The 22,431-nt window shown below is 64.5% G+C and carries 21 protein-coding genes, 1 tRNA gene and 1 pseudogene; 12 read left to right on the top strand and 11 right to left on the bottom strand.

What is annotated here, in order from left to right:
- Positions 1–4 precede the first annotated feature (4 nt).
- From IX761_RS00610 to IX761_RS00590, 5 genes are all read right to left on the bottom strand, one after another.
- On the bottom strand, positions 5–625 hold the full coding sequence (locus tag IX761_RS00610) for a response regulator transcription factor (RefSeq protein ID WP_194787632.1): 621 nt from the start codon (positions 623–625) through the stop codon (positions 5–7).
- Positions 626–906: 281 nt separating this feature from the next.
- A complete protein-coding gene (locus IX761_RS00605; RefSeq protein WP_194787631.1) occupies positions 907–2,238 on the bottom strand; it encodes a deoxyguanosinetriphosphate triphosphohydrolase in 1,332 nt (443 codons plus the stop codon).
- Positions 2,239–2,315: 77 nt separating this feature from the next.
- On the bottom strand, positions 2,316–2,645 hold the full coding sequence (locus IX761_RS00600; protein WP_194787630.1) for a hypothetical protein: 330 nt from the start codon (positions 2,643–2,645) through the stop codon (positions 2,316–2,318).
- Positions 2,642–3,016 (bottom strand): phage holin family protein, encoded by a 375-nt coding sequence (locus IX761_RS00595; RefSeq protein ID WP_194787629.1) that lies wholly within the window; start codon positions 3,014–3,016, stop codon positions 2,642–2,644. The genes IX761_RS00600 and IX761_RS00595 overlap by 4 nt, the downstream gene beginning before the upstream one ends.
- Positions 3,017–3,025: 9 nt before the next feature.
- Positions 3,026–3,337, bottom strand: a complete 312-nt coding sequence (locus tag IX761_RS00590) for a DUF883 family protein (protein ID WP_194787628.1) — start codon at positions 3,335–3,337, stop codon at positions 3,026–3,028.
- 303 nt (positions 3,338–3,640) lie between these two features.
- Between IX761_RS00590 and IX761_RS00585 the strand changes: the two genes are divergently transcribed.
- From IX761_RS00585 to IX761_RS00570, 4 genes are all read left to right on the top strand, one after another.
- Positions 3,641–4,849, top strand: a complete 1,209-nt coding sequence (locus IX761_RS00585) for an ammonium transporter (protein ID WP_194787627.1) — start codon at positions 3,641–3,643, stop codon at positions 4,847–4,849.
- Between the two features lie 73 nt (positions 4,850–4,922).
- Positions 4,923–5,159 (top strand): glutaredoxin family protein, encoded by a 237-nt coding sequence (locus IX761_RS00580; RefSeq protein WP_194787626.1) that lies wholly within the window; start codon positions 4,923–4,925, stop codon positions 5,157–5,159.
- Positions 5,160–5,226: 67 nt separating this feature from the next.
- Positions 5,227–5,535 (top strand): transcriptional regulator, encoded by a 309-nt coding sequence (locus IX761_RS00575; RefSeq protein ID WP_194787625.1) that lies wholly within the window; start codon positions 5,227–5,229, stop codon positions 5,533–5,535.
- 50 nt (positions 5,536–5,585) lie between these two features.
- Positions 5,586–6,470, top strand: a complete 885-nt coding sequence (locus IX761_RS00570) for a pseudouridine synthase (RefSeq protein ID WP_194787624.1) — start codon at positions 5,586–5,588, stop codon at positions 6,468–6,470.
- A gap of 69 nt (positions 6,471–6,539) precedes the next feature.
- On the opposite strand, the gene IX761_RS00565 is transcribed toward IX761_RS00570, so the two are convergent.
- From IX761_RS00565 to acnA, 3 genes are all read right to left on the bottom strand, one after another.
- Positions 6,540–8,105 (bottom strand): methyl-accepting chemotaxis protein, encoded by a 1,566-nt coding sequence (locus IX761_RS00565; RefSeq protein ID WP_194787623.1) that lies wholly within the window; start codon positions 8,103–8,105, stop codon positions 6,540–6,542.
- Between the two features lie 202 nt (positions 8,106–8,307).
- Positions 8,308–9,084 carry a CPBP family intramembrane glutamic endopeptidase gene (locus IX761_RS00560; RefSeq protein WP_194787622.1) on the bottom strand — a complete coding sequence of 259 codons (777 nt, stop codon included), beginning with the start codon at positions 9,082–9,084 and terminating at the stop codon, positions 8,308–8,310.
- 342 nt (positions 9,085–9,426) lie between these two features.
- Entirely contained in the window at positions 9,427–12,171 is a 2,745-nt protein-coding gene (acnA, locus tag IX761_RS00555; RefSeq protein WP_194787621.1) for an aconitate hydratase AcnA, read from the bottom strand.
- Positions 12,172–12,387: 216 nt separating this feature from the next.
- Here acnA and rlmM point away from each other — a divergent pair, with 216 nt between their 5' ends.
- The 3 genes from rlmM (at position 12,388) to pdxB (ending at position 14,976) form a co-directional block, all read left to right on the top strand.
- Positions 12,388–13,452, top strand: a complete 1,065-nt coding sequence (rlmM, locus tag IX761_RS00550) for a 23S rRNA (cytidine(2498)-2'-O)-methyltransferase RlmM (RefSeq protein WP_194787620.1) — start codon at positions 12,388–12,390, stop codon at positions 13,450–13,452.
- A 91-nt stretch (positions 13,453–13,543) separates the two neighbouring features.
- Positions 13,544–13,786 carry a sulfurtransferase TusA gene (gene tusA, locus IX761_RS00545; protein ID WP_194787619.1) on the top strand — a complete coding sequence of 81 codons (243 nt, stop codon included), beginning with the start codon at positions 13,544–13,546 and terminating at the stop codon, positions 13,784–13,786.
- A 47-nt stretch (positions 13,787–13,833) separates the two neighbouring features.
- Positions 13,834–14,976: a 4-phosphoerythronate dehydrogenase PdxB gene (gene pdxB, locus IX761_RS00540; RefSeq protein WP_194787618.1), complete on the top strand. Its 1,143-nt coding sequence runs from the start codon at positions 13,834–13,836 to the stop codon at positions 14,974–14,976.
- Between the two features lie 124 nt (positions 14,977–15,100).
- Here pdxB and IX761_RS00535 read toward each other — a convergent pair whose 3' ends face one another.
- Positions 15,101–15,274 carry a PA1571 family protein gene (locus IX761_RS00535; protein WP_194787617.1) on the bottom strand — a complete coding sequence of 58 codons (174 nt, stop codon included), beginning with the start codon at positions 15,272–15,274 and terminating at the stop codon, positions 15,101–15,103.
- A 258-nt stretch (positions 15,275–15,532) separates the two neighbouring features.
- Between IX761_RS00535 and IX761_RS00530 the strand changes: the two genes are divergently transcribed.
- The 4 genes and pseudogenes from IX761_RS00530 (at position 15,533) to mqo (ending at position 21,051) form a co-directional block, all read left to right on the top strand.
- A complete protein-coding gene (locus IX761_RS00530) occupies positions 15,533–17,305 on the top strand; it encodes an ABC transporter transmembrane domain-containing protein (RefSeq protein ID WP_194787616.1) in 1,773 nt (590 codons plus the stop codon).
- Between the two features lie 273 nt (positions 17,306–17,578).
- Positions 17,579–18,358 (top strand): annotated as a pseudogene (locus tag IX761_RS27465) (methyl-accepting chemotaxis protein); the annotation flags it as partial.
- Between the two features lie 165 nt (positions 18,359–18,523).
- On the top strand, positions 18,524–19,291 hold the full coding sequence (locus IX761_RS27460; RefSeq protein WP_416366753.1) for a methyl-accepting chemotaxis protein: 768 nt from the start codon (positions 18,524–18,526) through the stop codon (positions 19,289–19,291).
- 173 nt (positions 19,292–19,464) lie between these two features.
- On the top strand, positions 19,465–21,051 hold the full coding sequence (gene mqo, locus IX761_RS00520) for a malate dehydrogenase (quinone) (RefSeq protein ID WP_194787614.1): 1,587 nt from the start codon (positions 19,465–19,467) through the stop codon (positions 21,049–21,051).
- A 278-nt stretch (positions 21,052–21,329) separates the two neighbouring features.
- On the opposite strand, the gene IX761_RS00515 is transcribed toward mqo, so the two are convergent.
- Positions 21,330–21,406, bottom strand: a tRNA-Pro gene (locus IX761_RS00515).
- An 82-nt stretch (positions 21,407–21,488) separates the two neighbouring features.
- Complete coding sequence (locus IX761_RS00510) at positions 21,489–21,710, bottom strand: YgdI/YgdR family lipoprotein (RefSeq protein ID WP_194787613.1); 222 nt, start codon at positions 21,708–21,710, stop codon at positions 21,489–21,491.
- A gap of 168 nt (positions 21,711–21,878) precedes the next feature.
- Here IX761_RS00510 and moaB point away from each other — a divergent pair, with 168 nt between their 5' ends.
- The gene (moaB, locus tag IX761_RS00505) at positions 21,879–22,418 is read left to right on the top strand and encodes a molybdenum cofactor biosynthesis protein B (protein WP_194787612.1); all 540 of its coding nucleotides are present in this window, start codon (positions 21,879–21,881) and stop codon (positions 22,416–22,418) included.
- Positions 22,419–22,431: the final 13 nt, after the last annotated feature.

The raw sequence follows: 22,431 nt of genomic DNA, 5'->3' as shown, positions 1-22,431 counted from the left end.
GACCTCAAACCAGTGCGTTGCGCTTGGCGACGTCGATCAGTTCCACCAGCGTGCTGGCCCGCAACTTGTGCATCAGTCGTTTCTTGTAGGTACTGACAGTCTTGTTGCTAAGGAACATGCCTTTGGCGATTTCCTTGTTACAACGGCCTTGGGCAAAAAGTTGCAGCACCATGAGTTCGCGGTCATTGACCTGGCGGAACAGTTCAAGTTCGTGGTTGCAGTTGTTGTGGGTGGGCGCAAGTGCCTGGCTGGGAAAGTAGTTGTAGCCGGAAAGCACGGCCTTGATGGCACTGAGCAGTTCGCCCAGGTCTTCCTGCTTGCAGACATAGCCCGCAGCACCCGAATGCATGCAGCGGATGGCGAACAGCGCGGGTGATTGCGCGGTCAGCACCAGTACCTTGAGCGGAATGGCCATGGCCTGGAAGCGCGACAGCATCTCAAGGCCGTCCAGTTTGGGGATGCTGATGTCGAGAATCACCAGCTCGGGGCGGGTCTCGCGAATCATCTGCATGGCATCGACGCCATTGTCCGACTCACCCACCACGCTATACCCCTGGTTTTCCAGCAGCATCCGCACAGCCAGGCGAATGACGGGATGATCGTCGACGATAAATACTGTGTTCATGTTCAACATTCCATGCGGCGAGTCGGAAAGAGTCGGCACATTAGCTCAGTTGAAAGTCGACGGGCAGGGAAGAATAGGTCAAATCCTTTATATAGGAAATTCCTTACGGCAATGAAGATTTGGTGCTACGAGCAATATGGAGTTTTGGCCGCGATGGTTACCTTTTTATAGATTGATGGGGCGTGTAGGCGTTGATGTTTAGTTTGCGCTGCCAGTTGTGAGAATACTCTTACAGCAGGTAGTGGCGATGGCATGTCGCAGGCTGTCACTGCGGTCATCGCTCAAGTCGAGCTGGAGCGTCCGGTCATTTCGCAGGCCATTTCGCTGGCATAACTGTCGGTCATGCCGGCGATGAAATCGATCATGCGCAGGAACGCGGCATGCAGCGATCCGCAGGGGTCGGGGGCGTTGTTACCAATCAGGTCCAGCACGCGTTGGCTCTTGAACGAGGGCGTGCGCCCGCCGTGCTGCTCCAGCGCAGCAGCGCAGAAGGTGTTGAGGAGGATCTCGAGTGTGGTGTAGGCACCGATTTCGTGCAGGGTCTTGCGTTTGTCCTGGAAGATCTTCTTGCGTGCCATGTCCTTGGCCCGTAGCACGCAGCGTTGTGCCGGGCCGTGCATGTGCTCTACCAGGTCGCCCACCAGCTGACCGGCAAGCAGGGCTTCCTGCTGTTCGACGAAGGCCTGGGCGGCGGCGTTGGTCAGGTGCTCGATGGCCTTGCCGCGCAGGATTGCCAGCTTGCGCCGTCGAGAATCGTCGTGGCGCAACTGGCGGTAGGTTTCCGGCAGGTCGTCGCCAACCAGGTCGAGCAGCAGCGCCTCGACCTCGGCGTACTGCAGCAGATCCATCTCCAGGCCATCTTCAAGGTCGATGAGCGCGTAGCAGATGTCATCGGCCGCCTCCATCAGGTAGACCAGCGGGTGGCGAGCCCAGCGTTGATGCTCCAGTTGTGGCAGGCCGAGCTTGCCGGCGATCTGCTCTAGCAGGGGGAGCTCGCTCTGGTAACAGCCGAACTTGTGTTTCTTGTACCCCAGGGCATCGGCGTGGCGGGCGGTCCACGGGTACTTCAGGTAGGTGCCGAGCGTCGCATAGGTCAGGCGCATGCCCCCGTCGAACTGGTGGTACTCGAGCTGGGTTAGGACGCGAAAGCCCTGGGCATTACCTTCGAAATTGAGGAAATCGGCGCGTTGGTCGTCGCTCATGTCGTCCAGCCAACCGCGCCCCGCGGCCTGCTGAAACCAGTGGCGGATGGCGTCCTCGCCGGAGTGGCCGAAGGGAGGATTGCCAATGTCGTGGGCCAGGCAGGCTGACTGCACGATCATCCCCAGGTCGCTGGGCGCGCACCAGTCCGGCAGGTCGTCGCGCAGGGTTTCGCCCACACGCATACCCAGCGAACGGCCTACGCAGCTGACCTCCAACGAGTGGGTCAGGCGCGTATGGATGTGATCGTTGCTGGTGACCGGATGCACCTGGGTCTTGCGCCCCAGGCGGCGGAAGGCGCCGGAGAAAATCACCCGGTCGTGGTCCTTGTGGTAGGGGCTGCGGCCAAGCTCCTCGGGGCTGTACAGGGCCTTGCCCAAGCGCTCGCGGGTCAGCAGGGTTTGCCAGTCCAAGGCGGATTCTCCTGTCGGTGGGTCGCCATAGCTTCCGGTGTCTTGCGTGCCCGCGCAAGCGGCGGGCACGCGGAGCTTCAAGGGCGGCGAGCGCTACCCATGAACAGGCGGAGCAACGGGACGAGGCTGGTGCCGACACGGATCAGGCGCGCCAGGTTGCCACTGCGCACGCCCTTGCCGGTGAGAAAGCCCAGCGCGACGACCGCGCCGATGCCCCACAGCGAGCCGTGCTTGATCCCCAGACCTTCGCCGAACGAGGCACCCATGCCACGCAGGCGGCGTGCCGGTTCGAGCATCTGGGCGGACTCGTGGCGAATCTGCTGGCGATGCATCTCCATGCGCAGGCGCAGCAGGGCCTTGCGCAGCTCCCGTGGGTTCCGGGTGTCAGGCAGTTCGGGCAGGCTCATGGCAGCAGGCGCTCCCGGTCCTTGGCCAACTCTTCGAGCGTGGCGTTGAAGGGGGAGGATTCATCGAACACCGCGGCCTTCAGGCGCAGGCCGCAATACAGTGCGGCTACCCCGTAGAAGATGCACAGGCCGATGATCCCGGCCAACCGATAGCTGTCCCACAGCAGCACCAGCAGCAGCCCGGACAAGGCAGTCAGCAGCAGCAGGGCGAAGACCAGCGCGAGCCCGGCGAACAGCAGCAGGCTGAGCGTGCGGGCTTTCTGCTCTTGCAACTCGATGCCGAACAACTCGATATGGCTGTGCAGCAGCCCCAGCAGGGCGGCGCCCAGGCGCCTGCCGGAAGCGCCGGCGCCAATGGCGTCGTTTTCCATGGGCGTTCCTCAGCGCTTGGCCAGCAGGCCGATCAGCAGGCCGACACCCGCGGCGATGCCGATCGCCTGCCAGGGGTTTTCCTGCACGTACTGCTCGGCGCTGCCCAGTGCTGCCTGGCCACGCTGGCGCACCGAGTCCTGGGTGAGTTGCAGGGTTTCGCGGGCCTGGGCGAGGCGTTCGTGGATCTGCTCGCGCACCTCGTCGGCCTGTTCGCCCGCCAGGTTGGCGGTATCGGCGAGCAGTTTCTCGGTGTCGCGAACCAGTGCCTGGAAGTCAGCCATCAGGATGTCTTGTGCAGTCTTTGCCGATTTGCTGGCCATGGATGGGCCTCTCCCTGTGAATGTGTGTGGCTATTTCGAGTGACGGGGCGAGCGGAAGGTTCAGCACGATGTGCTGGTACGGCGCTTGCTAAAACCTGGGGCGGACTCGCCGAGGCACGCGCTGAAACCGTGCGCCCTTCGTGCGAATCCCGATAAACCTTAACCCAATCCACGACAAACCCAAGAAAAAACCACGCAGGCACCGCCCAGCTCACCGAAACAGGGCAGGTGCCTGGCACCGATACGGTGCAGGGATGCCGGTTCTTGAACTGTCCTGGTGCCTTTTTGCAGGTCTGCCACTTCATGGAACACATGCACAGCGCGATGGACTCCCTGGTCCATGGCTCCAACACTCTGTTCATCCTCATGGGCGCCATCCTGGTGCTGGCCATGCACGCGGGGTTCGCCTTCCTGGAAGTTGGCACCGTGCGCCACAAGAACCAGGTCAACGCATTGTCAAAGATCCTCAGTGACTTCGCCGTCTCGGCACTGGTGTACTTTTTCATCGGCTATTGGATCGCCTATGGCGTGAACTTCATGCAGCCTGCGGCGGCATTGGCCCAGGACCATGGCTATGCGTTGGTCAAATGCTTCTTCCTGCTGACCTTCGCTGCGGCGATTCCGGCGATCATTTCCGGTGGGATCGCCGAGCGTGCACGGTTCGCCCCGCAACTGTGTGCCACGGCGCTGATCGTGGCATTCGTCTATCCCTTCTTCGAAGGGGTGGTGTGGAACGGCAATTTCGGCGTGCAGGCCTGGCTACAGGCACGCTTCGGCGCCCCCTTCCATGATTTCGCCGGCTCCGTGGTGGTGCATGCCATGGGCGGCTGGCTGGCGCTGGCGGCGGTGCTGCTGCTTGGGGCGCGGCGTGGGCGCTATCGCGACGGTCGGCTGGTGGCGTTCGCACCGTCGAGCATCCCGTTCCTGGCGCTGGGGTCGTGGATCCTGATCATCGGCTGGTTCGGCTTCAATGTCATGAGCGCGCAGACGCTTCAGGGCGTGAGCGGCCTGGTGGCGATCAACTCGCTGATGGCCATGGTGGGCGGCACGCTGTCGGCGCTGCTGGCAGGGCGCAACGACCCGGGCTTCTTGCACAACGGCCCGTTGGCCGGGCTGGTGGCGGTGTGCGCCGGCTCCGACCTGATGCACCCGATTGGCGCGTTGGCCACCGGCCTGGTGGCGGGCGTGCTGTTCGTCTGGAGTTTCACGGCGGCGCAAAATCGCTGGAAGATCGACGATGTGCTCGGTGTATGGCCGCTGCACGGCCTGTGCGGCGTGTGGGGTGGTATCGCCTGCGGGGTGTTCGGCCAGGCGGCGCTGGGCGGGCTGGGCGGTGTCAGCCTGGCCAGTCAGTTGTTGGGCAGCCTGGCCGGGGTACTGGTGGCGCTGGCCGGCGGTTTTGCCGTGTATGGTCTGATCCGGGCGGTACATGGCCTGCGTTTGAGCCATGAACAGGAGTTCCAGGGCGCCGACCTTTCGCTGCACCGCATCGGCGCGACCAGCCAGGATTGATTCAGGGCAAGTGCGCAATGCGTGGGCTGGACCTAGAATAAGCATCCCTTTCCTGTGATTTTCGGGTCCGTCCATGCTCCCTGAATGCCAGTTGTTCGGTACCGTCGGGTGCCATCTGTGCGAAGTGGCCGAGGCCGTGCTGATGCCATTCGTCGACCACGGCCTGTTGGTCGAGCTGGTCGATATCGCCGAGAGCGAAGCGTTGTACGAGCGCTACGGCCTGATCATCCCGGTATTGCGCCGTCGCGATAGCGGTGCCGAGCTGCATTGGCCCTTCGATGCCGAGCAAGTGGTCAGCTTCCTCGATTGAGGCGCACATTGACGGCAGTGTGATGCGCTCCGTATGCTGTATATAAATACAGTATCGAGGTGAAGCCATGCTCAATGTCGAGCAACTCAAGTACAGCATCAACCACATGGCGCCGGAGCGCGTGTGCGACGCGGTGCTGGAGCTACGCCTCGATGGCATCGTCACCGATGAGCACACGCCCTTCGGCAAGGTCCACTTCAATACCTGTTTTGCCGAGATCGAGGCGTTGTTCCAGCGCGCCGGCTTCCACCGCCCGCTTGACGTGGTGGGCTACCAGGGCCTGAGCTACGCGCTGTACGACCCCAGCCGCTGGGACGCGGTACAGGTGCTGCGCTGGCTGAAGGCGCGTTGCGAGCCAGCCTGCGAGGCTGGTTGAGGGGCGCGGGCTGGGGGATAATGCCCGGCCCTGATCCGCAGAGCCTGAAGATGACCACGCCTTTCGACCCCGCCCGCCAGCAAGCCAGCACCGTATGCCTGCCGCCAGGCCAATGGGCGACGGTGCTCGATTGCCTGTGCGATCACTTCAAGGCTATCGACCGTGAGCAATGGCTTGACCGTTTTGCCCGTGGCCGGGTGCTGGATGCGCAGGGGCAACCGGTTGCCGTGGACCTGGCCTACCGCCAAGGCATGCGCCTGCATTACTTTCGCGAAGTGCCCAACGAAAAGCCGATTCCGGTGCAAGAACAGATCCTGCACATGGATGAGCACCTGGTGGTGGCCGACAAGCCGCATTTCCTGCCTGTGACACCCACGGGCGAGTATGTCGAGCAGACCTTGTTGCGCCGCCTGATCCGCCGCTTGGACAACCCGCACCTGGTGCCGCTGCACCGCATCGATCGGCACACTGCCGGGTTGGTGCTGTTCTCCGCCAACCCGCAATCGCGTGGCGCCTACCAGCGGTTGTTCCCCGAGCGGCGTATCGACAAGCACTACCAGGCCATCGCCGCAGCGATGCCGCAGCATGACTTCCCGTTGGTGCACTGTAGCCGCCTGGTGCATGGCGAGCCCTTCTTCCGCATGCATGAAGTGGAAGGGGCCGACAACAGCGAAACCCATGCGCGTGTGCTGGAGAAGAAGGGTGATCTGTGGCGCTATGGCCTGTCGCCGGTAACCGGCAAGACCCATCAGTTGCGGGTGCACATGGCGGCGCTGGGGGCAGGGATCTGCAACGACCCGTTTTATCCGCAGCTGCTCGATGAGCAGGATGACTACGACAGGCCACTGAAACTGCTGGCCCACAGTCTACGCTTCGAGGACCCGTTGACGGGCGAAGAGCGCTCATTCGAAAGCCGTTTGAAGCTGGACTGGTAAACCCATCGCGGGGCAAGCCCGCTCCCAACTTGTGGGAGCGGGCTTGCCCCGCGATGGGTTCAGGTCGCCTCAGCGGTTGAACCGCTCCACCAGCGAGTATTGCGTGCCAGCGGTGCTGGTCAGCTCCTCGCTGAGCAGTGCCGAGCGCTGCGCCTGGCCGGCGGTCTGGTCGGCGAGGTCGGCAATGGTGCTGATGTTGCGGCTGATTTCTTCAGCCACCGCGGTCTGCTCCTCGGTGGCGGCGGCGATCTGGGTGGCCATGTCGGTGATATTGGCCACCGCTTCGCTGATGCCCACCAGCGCCTGGTCGGCTTCCATCACTCGCTCGACGCCTTCCTGCGCCTGACGGTGGCCGGTTTCCATGGTCTGCACCGCGTTGTTGGCGGTCTGCTGCAGCTTGGCGATCAGGCCATGGATCTGCCCGGTGGACTCGGCAGTGCGCTGGGCCAGCTGGCGAACTTCGTCGGCGACTACCGCGAAACCGCGGCCCATCTCGCCGGCACGGGCCGCTTCGATGGCCGCATTGAGTGCCAGCAGGTTGGTCTGGTCGGCGATGCCCTTGATCACGTCGACCACGCCACCAATCTCGTCGCTGTCCTTGGCCAGTTGCGTGACGGTCAACCCGGTTTCACCGACGGCGGCCGACAGCCGCTCGATGGCGTCACGGGTTTCGCCGGCAATGTTGCGGCCCTGGCTGGTCAGGCGATTGGCTTCCTGGGTGGCGTCGGCGGTGCGCTGCACGTGGCTGGCCACCTCTTGCGTGGTGGCGGCCATCTGGTTGACCGCGGCGGCCACCTGCTCGGTTTCCACCCGCTGGCGCTCCAGGCCCGAAGAGCTCTGGTGGGCGAGGGCGTCGGACTGGCGTGCCTGGTCGCTGAGCTGTTCGGCGCTGTCCTGCAGGCGCGTCAGGCAGGTCTTCATCCGTGCGTCCTGGCTGAGCATGGCCATTTCCAGGCGAGCCTGGACGCCGCGGCTGTCGGTGAACATCTGCGCGATCAGCGGGTCGGAGGTGGTCTGTTCGGCCAGGCGCAGCAGGCGCTTGAGGCCGCGTTGCTGCCAGCTCAGGCCGAGCAGGCCCAGCGGTACCGACAGGCCGGCGGCCAGGGCGAAGCCCCAGGAGTGGCCCAGCCAGTTGCCGATCAGGAAGCCCACCTGGCTGACCAGAATGAACGGCAGCCAGTCCTGCAGCACCGGCAGCCACTTGTCACGGCGCGGAATGGCCGACTTGCCCTGGTTGATGCGCTGGTACAGCCCTTCGGCGCGGCGAATCTGCTCGGCAGTCGGTTTGACCCGCACCGATTCGTAGCCGACCACCTGGTTGTTGTCGAACACCGGCGTGACGTAGGCGTTGACCCAATAGTGGTCGCCCGATTTGCAACGGTTCTTGACGATACCCATCCACGGCAGGCCCTGCTTGAGGGTCTGCCACATGTGGGCGAACACGGCGGGCGGCACGTCGGGGTGGCGCACCAGGTTGTGCGGCGCGCCCATCAGTTCTTCGCGGGAGAAACCGCTGATTTCGATGAAGGCGTCGTTGCAGTAGGTGATCACGCCCTTGGCGTTGGTGGTGGAGATCAACCGCTGCTGGGCAGGGAAAGTCCGTTCTCTCTGGGTAATCGGCTGGTTGTTACGCATTGGCTGTTCAATCCGCAAGGCTTTCGACGGGTATCGGCAAGCCTCTGGTTTTATTGAATGGATATTTAACTGGCATTGATCTGGCGCAACACGCGCGCCTGGCAGTTGCTTTAGCAAAAGCCGGCAAAATCGCGTAAGTTGCCGCCAAGATTGCAGTTTTCGTTATGTTTGATGACGAACAGGTCGGATCATGACCGATTGCTTAACCAAGAGCCAGCATCGGATAGCTGAAGCCGGCGAAGTGCGCCAGGTTGACGCAGGCGTGGCAGAGCACCGCGGCCGCCAGCCCGCCATGGCGATAAGCCAGGCCGTAACCCACGCCAGCCAGGGTTGCGAGGTAGAACCATTGCCAGCCGCCACCGAGGTGGGCCAGGCCGAATAGCAGCGCGGCCGCCAGCAACGCAAGGCCCTCATGCCTGAACAGACGTTGCAGGCCGCCCTGGATATAGCCGCGGAACAACAACTCCTCGGTCAGGCTGACCAGCAGGACGTTGTTCAGCAGCCACACCCAGGCCTGGTCAGGCCATTTCGGTGCCCAGCCCACCAGCCCCAAACTCCAGGCGCCACCAAGGCAGGCGAGCAGGGTCAAGGGCAGGATCAGCGCCAGGCTCGGCGCCAGGCCGCGCCCGCGCAGCACTACCAGCCATGGGCAGGCCAGCAGCAGCCAGAAGCCGATCAGTGGCTTGTCCAGGTTCAGGTACATCGAGAAGGGTACGGCACCTGGGCTGAACACGGCCTTGTCGATGACCTTGGCGCTGTTGAAACCGGGTAGCCAGTGCAGCGCCAGTGCGGCGGCGAGCACGATGAACAGGCCATGGCCGAGGGTTTGTTGCCAGCGTACCCGGCGTCGCACCAACACGCCGGTGCAGGCCAACGCCAGCAGCGCTGGCAGGGCGGCCAGGCCGAGGCTGCCGTAGTCAAGGGCGAAGAGGTAGCCGAGGGTGAGCGCGAGCAGGGCAATGCAGTGGGAGAGGGGCATGGTGAATTCCTTATGCCAATGAGTCCATGGGGGGTTGGACTCATCCACTGCGCCTCAGGACACCTCTGTTGAATCGGATCAAGCGGTTCGCAGGCTTGCCGGTTCCTACGGCAAAAAAAGCGTCGCACATTCTTCGTGGGAGCAACTGTCTTGCGCAGCATTTTGTAGGAGCGGCCTTGTGTCGCGAAAGGGCCGCAAAGCGGCCCCGGCGATCATGAGGTGTAATCGAGATCCTGGGGGCGCTGCGCACCCCTTTCGCGACACAAGGCCGCTCCTACAGAGACCGCGCAAGATGTGGGGATTGCCGGCGAAAGGGGCGCAGTGCGCCCCTGGGGTCTATCGCTAGCGGTTTGCGATCAACTGCCGCAGCACATAGTGCAGGATCCCCCCAGACTTGAAGTACTCGACCTCATTGAGGGTGTCGATCCGGCACAGCACGTCAATCTGTTGTTGCTGGCCATCTTCACGGGTAATGCGCAGCGGCAGGCTCATGCCCGGGCGGATCTGCGCAGCCGTCAGCCCCAGCACATCGATGCGCTCCTTGCCGGTCAGTCCCAGGCGCTTGCGGTCATCACCGGCCTTGAACTGCAATGGCAGCACACCCATGCCCACCAGGTTGGAGCGGTGGATACGCTCGAAACTCTCCGCCAGCACCGCCTTGACCCCCAGCAGGTTAGTGCCTTTGGCGGCCCAGTCGCGGCTGGAGCCGGTGCCGTATTCCTGCCCGGCGATCACCACCAGGGGCGTGCCGTCCTGCTGGTAGCGCATGGCTGCGTCGTAGATCGACAGCTTCTCGCCTGTGGGCACATACAGAGTATTGCCGCCTTCCTCACCTCCGAGCATTTCGTTGCGGATGCGAATGTTGGCGAAGGTGCCGCGCATCATCACTTCGTGGTTGCCCCGGCGCGAACCGTAGGAGTTGAAGTCGCGCGGCTCCACGCCCTTGTCGCGCAGGTAGCGCCCGGCCGGGCTGTCGGCCTTGATGTTGCCGGCAGGGGAGATGTGGTCGGTAGTCACCGAGTCGCCTAGCAGGGCGAGGATGCGTGCACCCTGGATATCGACGATTTTCGGCAACGGCCCGCCGATGTCGTCGAAGAACGGCGGGTGCTGGATGTAGGTGGAGTCGTCCTGCCAGACGTAGGTCGCCGCCTGGGGTACCGCGATCGCCTGCCACTGGGCATCGCCTTCGAACACCGCGGCGTATTCTCGGTGGAACATGCCGGTCTCGACCTTGGCCACGGCTTCGGCGATCTCCTGCTGGCTTGGCCAGATATCGCGCAGGTACACCGGCTTGCCATCCTTGCCGGTGCCCAGGGCATCGCTGGTCAGGTCGGTGCGCACGCTGCCGGCCAGGGCGTAGGCCACCACCAGCGGAGGCGAGGCCAGCCAGTTGGTCTTGACCAGTGGGTGCACCCGGCCTTCGAAGTTGCGGTTGCCCGAAAGCACCGAGGCGACGGTGAGGTCGGCGCTACCGATGGCCTTCTCGATGGCCTCGTCCAACGGGCCTGAGTTGCCGATGCAGGTGGTGCAGCCATACCCCACCAGGTCGAAGCCCAGCTGGTCGAGGTAGAGGCTCAGGCCGGCGGCCTTGAAGTAGTCGGTGACCACCTTCGACCCCGGCGCCAGCGAGCTCTTCACCCACGGCTTGCGTTGCAGGCCTTTCTCGATGGCTTTTTTCGCCACCAGCCCGGCGGCCATCATCACGCTGGGGTTGGAGGTGTTGGTGCAGGAGGTGATGGCGGCGATCACCACCGCGCCGTCACGCAAGGTGTGGGTCTGGCCTTGATGGGTGTAGTCGATCTCGCCGGCCTGGTCGGCGTTGCCCACCGCCACGCCACCGCCACCTTCGCTTTCCAGGCGGCCGACCTCGCGGGCCAGCGGCTTGGGCTGCAGCTCGATGAAGTGATCGAAGGCCTGGCGAACCTCGCCGAGGGCGACCCGGTCCTGTGGGCGCTTGGGCCCGGCGAGGCTTGCTTGCACATCATTCATGTCCAGCGCCAGGGTGTCGCTGAACAGCGGCTCCTGGCCCGGCAGGCGCCACAGGCCCTGTGCCTTGCAGTAGGCTTCGACCAGTTGCACCGCCGGCTCAGGTCGGCCCGAGAGACGCAGGTAGTCAAGGGTCACCTGGTCGACCGGGAAGAAGCCGCAGGTGGCGCCGTATTCCGGCGCCATGTTGGCGAGGGTGGCGCGGTCTGCCAGTGGCAGGTCGGCCAGGCCGTCGCCGTAGAATTCGACGAACTTGCCCACCACCCCCTTCTTGCGCAGCATTTGCGTCACCGTCAGCACCAGGTCGGTGGCGGTGATGCCTTCGCGCAGCTTGCCGGTGAGCTTGAAGCCGATCACCTCGGGGATCAGCATCGACACCGGCTGGCCCAGCATGGCCGCCTCGGCCTCGATGCCGCCCACGCCCCAGCCGAGCACGCCGAGGCCGTTGATCATGGTGGTGTGCGAGTCGGTGCCAACCAGGGTGTCGGGGAAGGCGTAGGTGCGGCCGTCTTCCTCGCGGGTCCAGACCGTGCGCCCCAGGTACTCCAGGTTGACCTGGTGGCAGATGCCGGTGCCCGGCGGTACCACGCGGAAATTGTCGAAGGCGCTCTGGCCCCAGCGCAGGAAGGCGTAGCGTTCGCCGTTGCGTTGCATCTCGATGTCGACGTTCTCGGCGAAGGCGGCAGGGCTGGCGTAGCGGTCGACCATCACCGAGTGGTCGATCACCAGGTCCACCGGCGACAGTGGGTTGATCCGCTGCGGGTCGCCACCGGCCTTTTGCATGGCGGCGCGCATGGCGGCCAGGTCGACCACCGCCGGCACGCCGGTGAAGTCCTGCATCAATACCCGCGCCGGGCGGTACTGGATCTCGCGGTCAGAGCGGCGCTCCTGCAGCCAAGCGGCCAGGGCCCGCAGATCATCGCCGGTGACAGTCTTGCCGTCCTCCCAGCGCAGCAGGTTTTCCAGCAGCACCTTGAGCGACATCGGCAGGCGCTGCAGGTCGCCGAGCTGGCGGGCGGCCTCGGCGAGGCTGAAATAGTGGTAGGTCGCGCCGCCCACTGGCAGCGTCTTGAGGGTCTTCAGGCTATCGAGCGAGGGCATTTACAACTCCTTGTGCTCCGGTGGCCCGGCATTCGCTTGGGGCCGGTGCCACCGCTCTGGATCGGTCCGCACGGCACGGACCTGGCTGAACCGTCAGGTTAGACCGCTTTGTCCGGCCCGACTTGATTCTGGACAGGTGGGGCGTGTCGCCGGTTCCGATCTTCCTTTATCATTCGCCGCCCTGGCGCCACCTGCGCCAGTGATGTGGAGTGAGAAATGAATACCCTGTTCATGCATTGCCGGCCCGGCTTCGAGGGCGAGGTCTGCGCCGAAATCAGCGAACACGCCGCCCACCTGGGCGTGGCCGGCTATGCCAAAGGCAAGCCAAACAGCGCCTGCGCCGAATTCGTCTGCAGCGAGCCCGACGGTGCCGCGCGGCTGATGCGTGAAATGCGATTCGACCAGCTGATCTTCCCGCGCCAGTGGGCGCGCGGCAGCTACATCGAGCTGCCCGAGACCGACCGCATCAGCGTGCTGCTCGAACACCTGGCCGAGCTGCCGGTGTTCGGCAGCCTGTGGCTGGAGGTGCTCGACACCAACGACGGCAAGGAACTGTCGACGTTCTGCCGCAAGTTCGAAGTGCCATTGCGCAAGGCGCTGGAGAAGGCCGGGCGGCTGGTCGACGACGCACAGCGTCCGCGCCTGTTGTTGACCTTCATCAGTGGCCGGCGGGTGTTCCTGGGCCAGGCCGAAGCGGGTAACCAGGCGCTGTGGCCGATGGGCATCCCGCGCCTGAAGTTCCCCCGCGAGGCGCCCAGCCGCTCGACCCTCAAGCTGGAAGAGGCCTGGCACCAGTTCATCCCCCGCGAGCAGTGGGACCAGCGCCTGAACGACGACATGACCGGTGTCGACCTGGGGGCCGCGCCCGGCGGCTGGACCTACCAGCTGGTCAAGCGCGGCATGCTGGTGACCGCCATCGACAACGGCCCGATGGCCGAAAGCCTGATGGACACCGGCCTGGTCACCCACCTGATGGCCGACGGTTTCACCTGGAAACCGAAACAGACGGTGGACTGGATGGTCTGCGACATCGTCGAGAAGCCCGCACGCACCGCGTCGCTGATCGAGACCTGGCTGGGCGAGGGGTTGTGCCGTGAGGCGGTGGTCAACCTCAAGCTGCCGATGAAGCAGCGCCATGCCGAGGTGCGCAAGCTGCTCGAGCGTATCGAGGCGGGGTTCAAGGCGCGCAAGGTGAAGGTGTCGATCGCTTGCAAGCAGCTGTACCACGACCGTGAGGAAGTGACCTGCCACCTGCGCCGGCTGGACCTGAAACCACGTTGAACTTATCGGTCACGCCGTCCCCGTAGGAGCCAGCAAGCTGGCTCCTACGGGGAAGGTGCGCCACAATGACGAACATTTTGCGGAGCCTTTCATGACCGATTTCACCCACGACGCGATCCTCGACGCCACCGGCCTGAACTGCCCGGAACCGGTGATGATGCTGCACACCCATGTGCGCAACCTGGCGGGCGGCGGCGTGCTCAAGGTGATCGCCACCGACCCCTCGACCCGTCGCGACATCCCCAAGTTCTGCAACTTCCTCGGCCATGAGCTGATCGGCCAGCAGGAAGAAGCCGGCACCTACCTGTACTGGATCCGCAAGAAGGCCGACTGAGCCGCCTGTGATCGCGCTACACTGCGCTCCCCTGACAGGAGAGCGCCATGCTGATTGTTGCCGACGAGAATATCCCGCTGCTCGATGCCTTCTTCGCCGGGTTCGGCGAGATCCGCCGCTACCCCGGCCGGGCCATCGACGCCGCCTGCGTCAAGGACGCCGACGTGCTGCTGGTGCGCTCGGTGACCCAGGTCGACCGGCAACTGCTCGAGGGTAGCCGGGTACGTTTCGTCGGCACCTGCACCATCGGCACCGATCATCTCGACCTCGACTATTTCGCCCAGGCCGGCATCCACTGGAGCAGCGCGCCCGGTTGCAACGCCCGTGGCGTGGTGGACTACGTGCTGGGCAGCTTGCTGACCCTGGCCGAGCTCGACGGCGTCGACCTAGCCACGCGGGTCTATGGCGTGGTCGGCGCGGGTGAAGTGGGCGGCCGCCTGGTGCGGGTGCTGCACGGCCTGGGCTGGAAGGTGCTGGTGTGCGATCCGCTGCGCGAGGCGCGAGAAGGCAGCGACTTCGTCAGCCTCGACACCGTTCTTGAACAGTGCGACGTGATCAGCCTGCACACCCCGCTGCAACGCGCTGGCGAACACCCGACCTGGCACCTGCTCGACCAGCCGCGCCTGGCGCGGTTGCGCCCCGGGGCCTGGCTGATCAACGCCAGCCGCGGCCCGGTGGTGGACAACGCCGCCCTGCGCGAGCTGTTGCTCGACCGCGAAGATGTACATGCGGTGCTCGACGTGTGGGAGGGCGAGCCGCAGGTGGACCTGCAGCTCGCCGACCTGTGCACGTTGGCCAGCCCGCATATCGCCGGCTACAGCCTGGACGGCAAGCAGCGCGGCACGGCGCAGATCTACCAGGCGTTCTGCCGCTGGCGTGGCGAACCCGAGCAGGTGCGCCTGGCGGACCTGCTGCCCGCGCCGGCACTGGCGCGGATCGAACTGGACGCCAGTACCGACCCTGCCTGGGCGTTGGCCACCTTGTGCCGAGCCGTGTATGACCCACGCCGCGACGATGCCGATTTTCGCCGCAGCCTGAGCGACGATCCGGCCGAGCAGCGCGCGGCGTTCGACCTGCTGCGCAAGCACTACCCGGTAAGGCGCGAGATCGAGGGGCTGGCGGTGCGGATACACGGCGAGGCGTCGCAGTTGGCGCAGTTGGTGAGTGCGTTGGGCGCGGTGCAGGAATGACGCGGTGTGCTGCCTTCCTGGAATCTGTGGGAGCGGTAAGCTGAAGAGCCCTTGTTGCTTACGCTAGGGCAGACCCACCAATAAAAACCCGGCGCATGCGCCGGGTTGCAATGAATTCTTGTTATCAGCCCTTGCGGACTTTCTCGACCCGGCTCTCTTCAAGATCCTGGCAGGCCTTCTGGATCATCTTCTCGGTGATCGGGACCTCGCGGCCCTGGGCATCGATCAGCGAGCCGCACACCTGGGGTTGCGGTTGCTTCGGGGCTTTATGTGTCTCGTTGCCATGTTGCAAGCTCATATCCAGTCTCCTCATCAGGTAACAGCGTCAAACTAGCGCTGCGCCGTGACCGGCCTGTGACAGCGTCCCTGGGCGTCACGACAGTAACAGTCCACCAGAAAGCGTGGCAAAGCTCCAGAACCCCTTTAGAACGAAAGGTCATAGCCCCTGCACTGCGGCGGCGCATGCCTGGGTTGCGACGCTGGCGGTGTTGCATGAGTTCCAGTGCGGCCGACCGGTGGTAGGCTTGGCCGATCTTCCCGATGAACCCATGCCGCCATGCCTGAACCGATTTCCTCCCGCCAGCGCCGCGCCCTGCGGCTGGGCTGGCAGTTCCTGCGTCCCTACCGTCGCCAAGCGCTGCTGGCCTTGCTGGCACTGGTGGTCACCGCCGCCATCACCTTGTCCATGGGCCAGGGTATCCGCCTGCTGGTGGACCAGGGTTTCATGACGGGCTCCCTGCACCAGCTCAACCAGACCATCGGCCTGTTCCTGCTGCTGGTGCTGGCCCTGGCGGTGGGCACGTTCAGCCGTTTCTACCTGGTGTCGTGGATCGGCGAGCGCTGCGTCGCCGATATCCGGCGTGCGGTGTTCGACCATCTACTGGGGCTGCACCCCGGGTTCTTCGAAGATAACCGCAGCTCGGAGATCCAGTCGCGGCTGACGGCCGACACCACCTTGCTGCAATCGGTGATCGGTTCGTCGTTGTCGATGTTCCTGCGCAACGCGCTGATGGTGATTGGCGGGGTGGTCTTGTTGTTCATCACCAACCCCAAGCTGACCAGCATCGTGGTGTTGGCCCTGCCGCTGGTGCTGGCGCCGATCCTGCTGTTCGGCCGGCGGGTGCGCAGCCTGTCGCGGCAGAGCCAGGACCGGGTGGCTGATGTTGGCAGCTATGTCGCCGAAACCCTTGGCCAGATCAAGACCGTGCAAGCCTACAACCATGAGGCGCGCGACCAGGTGCTGTTTGCCGACACCGTAGAGGCCGCGTTCGCCGTGGCGCGGCGGCGCATTGCCCAGCGTGCCTGGCTGATCACCCTGGTGATCGTACTGGTGCTGGGGGCGGTGGGGGTGATGCTGTGGGTGGGCGGCATGGATGTGATCGCCGGGCGCATCTCGGGCGGCGAGCTGGCGGCCTTCGTGTTCTACAGCCTGATCGTCGGCAGCGCCTTCGGTACCTTGAGCGAGGTGATCGGTGAGCTGCAACGGGCCGCTGGCGCTGCCGAACGCATCGCCGAGCTGCTGGCGGCGCAGAGCGCGATCCTCACGCCCAGTGACGCGGGCAGCTTGCCGGGCGGGCGTGCCCGTGGTGACCTGGAGCTGCGTGAGGTACGTTTTGCCTATCCGTCACGGCCAACGCCAGCTGCTATCGACGGCCTGAGCCTGCATGTCCTGCCTGGGCAGACGGTGGCGCTGGTGGGGCCGTCGGGGGCCGGGAAATCGACGCTGTTCGATCTTTTGCTGCGGTTCTACGATCCGCAGCAAGGTGGTATCTACCTCGACGGGCAACCCATCACCGGCCTGGCGCCGGCCGACCTGCGCCGCCAGTTCGCCCTGGTGGCCCAGCAGCCGGCGTTGTTCCGTGGCACGGTGGAGGCGAACATCCGCTACGGGCGCCCCGAGGCCAGCCTGGCCGAAGTCGAGGCGGTGGCGCGCACTGCCCATGCCCATTCATTCATCACCCAGTTGCCCCAGGGTTACCAGACGCCGCTGGGGGAGGGTGGCGTGGGCCTGTCCGGTGGGCAGCGCCAGCGCCTGGCAATCGCCCGGGCGCTGCTGGTGGATGCGCCAATCCTGTTGCTGGACGAAGCCACCAGCGCCCTTGATGCGCAGAGTGAGCATTTGATCCAGCAAGCCTTGCCGCAACTGATGGCCGGGCGCACCACCCTGGTGATCGCCCACCGCCTGGCCACGGTGCAGCACGCCGACCGCATTGCCGTGATCGACCAGGGGCGCCTGGTGGCGGTGGGCACGCATGCCCAGTTGATCGAGGAAAGCCCACTGTACGCGCGGTTGGCGGCATTGCAGTTCAGCGTTGGCAGGGTTGAGTGACCGGGAAAGGGCCGCAAAGCGGCCCCGGCGATCTTGAGGTGTATTCGAGATCCTGGGGGCGCTGCGCACCCCTTTCGCGGCACAAGGCCGCTCCTACAGATACACGTGCAAGACAGTTGCTCCGACAGGGCGCTGCGGTTCGCCGCTGCGATTTGCCAGTGATGAGGTCATTACGAGCAGTGTTGTCGCTGTTTTGTAACAATTCTGTAGCAATTGCCTGAGAGTATCTGACACAGCTTTAGCGTGTGTGCTTGACCTGGCTGCTATCAACCGATGGCAGCTTTTTTTTGGCCTGCGATCGAGGACAAGGATGTCTTTAGTCGGCGGCGCCCAGGCGCCCGCTTCCTTCCCCTTGTTCCGAGATCCGCGATGTTGCGTAAATCCCTCAGAGTCCAGATCCTCACCTTGCTCGGCGGCAGCCTGGCAGCGATGTTGCTGATCGCCCTGGTGTGCTTCCAGTTCCTGTCGTCCAGCGTGCGCGGCTATGCCCAGCTGGTGGACGGGCCGTTGCAGGCGTCGCAGTTGATCGACGAAGCCAACCTGCAGTTCAAGATCCAGGTGCAAGAGTGGAAGAACGTGCTGCTGCGCGGGCGTCAGCCGGCCGAACTGGACAAGTACTGGCAGCAATTCCAGGCCCGCGAGCAGCAAGTGCAGCAATTGCTTGGGCAACTCATCGCCAGCGGCGATCCGGCGCTCAAGGGGCGCCTGGAGCAGCTCAAGGCCAGCCACCAGCAACTGGGGGTGGCCTATGCCCAGGGCCGCCAGGCGTTCTTGGCCGCCGGCGGTGACCCCGTGGCGGGTGATGTGGCGGTCAAGGGTGTCGACCGCGCCACCAGCGACCAGATGAGCGCGCTGGTCGAGCAACTGCGCAGCGACGCCCGTGACCGTGCCGAGGTGATCAATGCGGGCGCCGAGCGCACGGTGTGGCTCGGCGTGTTGGTGATGCTGGCCTCGGCCGTGCTGGTCGGGCTGCTGAGCCTGTGGTTGATCAATCGCAGCCTGGTCGAGCCGATCCGCCAGCTGATCGACTACGTCGCCCAGCTCAGTCAGGGCCGCTTCGGCGCGCGGGTGGACAGCCGCCGTGAAGACGAACTGGGGCGCCTGGCGCGGGCCGCCAATACCCTGCGCGATTTTCTCGCTGACACTGTCGGCCGGCTCAAGGACAACGCCGAAGAGCTGGAAAGCGCCAGCGGCCAGCTGCGCAGCATCGCCGGCGACATGGCCAGTGGTACCCATGATCAGTTCCAGCGCACTGACCAGGTTGCCACCGCCATGCACGAAATGTCCGCCACCGCCCAGGAAGTGGCGCGACACGCCGCCGAGGCGGCGCGGGCCGCGGATGATGCCGACCACAGCGCCCAGGCCGGCGAGCAGGTGATGCAGCAGACCATCGACATCATCGGTGTGGTCAACCGTGAAATCGCGGGTACCGCGACGGTGATCCGCAACCTGGAGCACGACAGCACGCGCATCGGCAAGGTGCTCGAGGTGATTCGCGGCATTGCCGAGCAGACCAACCTGCTGGCGCTCAACGCGGCCATCGAAGCGGCCCGTGCCGGCGAGGCCGGGCGTGGCTTCGCGGTGGTCGCCGACGAAGTGCGCAGCCTGGCCCAGCGCACCGCAGCGTCGATCGCCGAGATCCACCAGATTATCGAGGCCGTGCAGTGCGGTGCGGTGGATGCGGTCAAGGCCATCGAGAGTGGCCAGCAGCGCAGCGAGGAGGGCGCCGAGCAGGTGCAGCAGGCGGGGCAGATGCTGCAGCGCATCACCCTGGCAGTGGAAGCGATCCGCGACATGAACCGACAGATCGCCACGGCTGCCGAGGAGCAGACCAGCGTCGCCGAAGACATCTCGCGCAACCTGATCGAGATCACTCGCATCGCCACGGCCAACCAGCAGGCCGTGCAGCACACTGAGCAGGCCGGGCAGCGTCTGCATGGGTTGTCGGGGCAGCTGGGCGAAGTCACCGCGCGCTTGACCCATTAAGCCGGTTCTTACGCGAATAGGGGGAAATCCGCCATCCAGGTCGGCATCGATGATGCGCCTGTGGCGGATTGTCGCCATGCGCCATCCGCCAGATCCCCCTGGATACTGGCCCTTATCCGGTTGGCACGCTCCCTGCTATCGAGGCGGCGCTTACTAACAACCGGATAGATCCAATGAAGAAAATCCTGCTGACGCTCCTGTGCCTGGGCGTCATCGGCTGCTCCAAGCCCGCGGAGCCGGAAAAGACTGTCGACGTGCTGCTGATCGGCGGCGGCATCATGAGCGCGAGCCTGGGGACCTACCTCACCGAACTGGAGCCGAACTGGACCATCGATGTCTACGAACGCATGGACCAGGTCGCCGAGGAAAGCTCCAACGCCTGGAACAACGCCGGTACCGGCCATTCCGCCTTCTGCGAGCTGAACTACACCAGCGAGGGCAAGGACGGCAGCATCGACATCAGCAAGGCGGTCAACGTCAACGAACAGTTCGAGGTGTCCAAGCAGTTCTGGGCCTACCAGGTCGAGCAGGGCGTGCTCAGCAACCCGCCTTCGTTCATCAACAACGTGCCGCACATGAGCTTCGTCTGGGGCGACGATAACATCGCCTTCCTGCACAAGCGCGTGGCAGCCCTGCAGCACAGCTCACTGTTCCGCGGCATGGAGATTTCCGAGGACCACGAGCAGATCCGCAAGTGGGTGCCGCTGGTGATGGAAGGGCGCGACCCGGGGCAGCGTGTGGCGGCGACGCGCATGGCGATCGGCACCGATGTGAACTTCGGTGAGATCACCCGCCAGCTGTTCGCCTCGATGACCCGCAACCCCAACGTCAAGCTGCACCTGGGCCATGAAGTGCGCGATATCGTGCGCAACACTGACGGCAGCTGGCAGGTGACGGTGGCGGACCTGGCCAAGGGAGGCGCAGTGTCCCGCGTCAAGGCCAAGTTCGTGTTTATCGGTGCCGGTGGCGGCGCGCTCAAGCTGCTGCAGAAGTCTGGTATTCCGGAAGCGGACGGTTACGCCGGCTTCCCGGTGGGCGGCCAGTTCCTGATGACCGACAACCCCGATACCGTTGCCCGGCACAAGGCCAAGCTGTACGGCAAGGCGTCGGTCGGCGCGCCGCCGATGTCGGTGCCGCACCTCGACACCCGGGTCATCGATGGCAAGGAGGTGCTGCTGTTCGGCCCGTTCGCGACCTTCTCCACCAAGTACCTCAAGCACGGCTCGCTGCTGGACATGTTCGCCTCGCTGACCCGCCACAACATCAGCCCGATGGTGCATGCCGGTATCGATAACATCGACCTGAGCACCTACCTGATGGGCCAGTTGATGCTCAGCTTCGACGACCGCATGGCGGCACTGCGCGAGTACTTCCCCAACGCGAAGAACGAAGACTGGAGGCTGCTGCAGGCCGGCCAGCGGGTGCAGGTGATCAAGAAGGACGCCGAACACGGCGGCATCTTGCAGTTCGGTACCGAGGTGGTGGCCGCTCAGGACGGCAGTATCGCCGCGCTGCTGGGGGCCTCGCCTGGCGCCTCGACCGCCGCGCCGATCATGCTGACGGTGCTGGAGAAGACCTTCAAGGACCGGGTGAAGAGCCCTGAGTGGCAGGCGAAGTTGAAGGATATCGTGCCGAGCTATGGGCGCAGGCTCAACAACGATCTCGAACTGACCAACAAGACCCGTGAGTGGAGCAGTGCGCGGTTGCAGTTGCTGTACGTGCCGGTGTTGCCGGAGGCCGCGGTGGCAGCAGCCGAGTGACCCGTTCGTAACCGCGTCAACCCTATCGCCGGCAAGTTCCCACATCTTGCGCGGTCTCTGTAGGAGCGGCCTTGCCGGGGCGCCGGACCGGCCGGAAAGGGCCGCGCAGTGGCCCCAGGATTTCAAATACATCACGGACTGCTGGGGCCGCTTTGCGGCCCGTTCGCGGCACAAGGCCGCTCCTACAGGTGACGTGTAAGCTTCAGCGTGGCAGCCAGCTTGCCTAGCGCTTTTTCACAGGCAATAAAAAACCCGCTCAAGGCGGGTTTTTTCGGATTTGGTCGGAGAGACAGGATTCGAACCTGCGGCCTTCTCGTCCCGAACGAGACGCGCTACCTGGCTGCGCTACACTCCGATTTCCGAGATGCTACTGCAACGTATTTTTCAACGCAACCCCTTGTTGCAAAAAGGAGTTGCGCTGAAAAACAGAGCCTGGATCACAGCTCTTTGACGGTGCGGATCTGGTCCTTGTTAATGCGCGTGCGCTTACCATCAAGCTGTTCGAACTCGTAGAAACCGGAGTCGTCGTCGTAGGAGGGGGTATCCACTGCCTGGATCTCGCGGCCATCGTTCAGGGTAATGACGGCGGGCGAGGCGCAGCCGGCGAGGGCGCCGAGGCCCAGGGCGAGCAGGAAGGCGGGAAGGGTCCGTTGGATCATCGTGTTTCTCCAGTGCATTGGTGCTAGATGACATTAGGACGCAGGGCGTCCGCGCAAGTTCCTTGCACAGTGCAGCATAGCGGTCCGACGCAGGCCTTGACCGGGAACAACGGCACGGGCGGCCTGTGATATAACAGCGCACATCCCTGTTCCCCGCGATGGACCTCCATGAAAGCCAAGGCAGATACCCCCTTCGTGCCGCTGAATATCGCCGTGCTGACGGTCAGCGATACCCGCACCTTCGACACCGACACCTCCGGCCAGCTGTTCGTCGACCGCCTCACGGCGGCCGGCCACCAGCTCGCCGCGCGGGTGTTGCTCAAGGATGATCTGTACAAAATTCGCGCCCAGGTCGCCACCTGGATCGCCGATGATCGGGTGCAGGTAGTGCTGATTACCGGCGGCACTGGTTTTACCGGCCGCGACAGCACGCCCGAAGCCGTCGCCTGCCTGCTGGACAAGCAGGTCGAAGGCTTCGGCGAGTTGTTCCGGCAGATCTCGGTGGCCGACATCGGCACCTCCACCGTGCAGTCCCGTGCCCTCGCGGGCCTGGCCAACGGCACTCTGGTGTGCTGCCTGCCGGGCTCGACCAACGCTGTACGCACCGGCTGGGACGGCATTCTTGCCGAGCAGCTCGACGCCCGTCATCGCCCCTGCAACTTCGTGCCTCACCTGAAGCAGGTTGCCGCCTGTGACAGCCGTGGTTGAGGCTGCGCCAGCC

It is taken from the genome of Pseudomonas sp. UFMG81 (genome assembly GCF_015354575.1).
Lineage (GTDB): Bacteria > Pseudomonadota > Gammaproteobacteria > Pseudomonadales > Pseudomonadaceae > Aquipseudomonas.
This window is presented reverse-complemented; position numbering and strand designations above follow the sequence as displayed.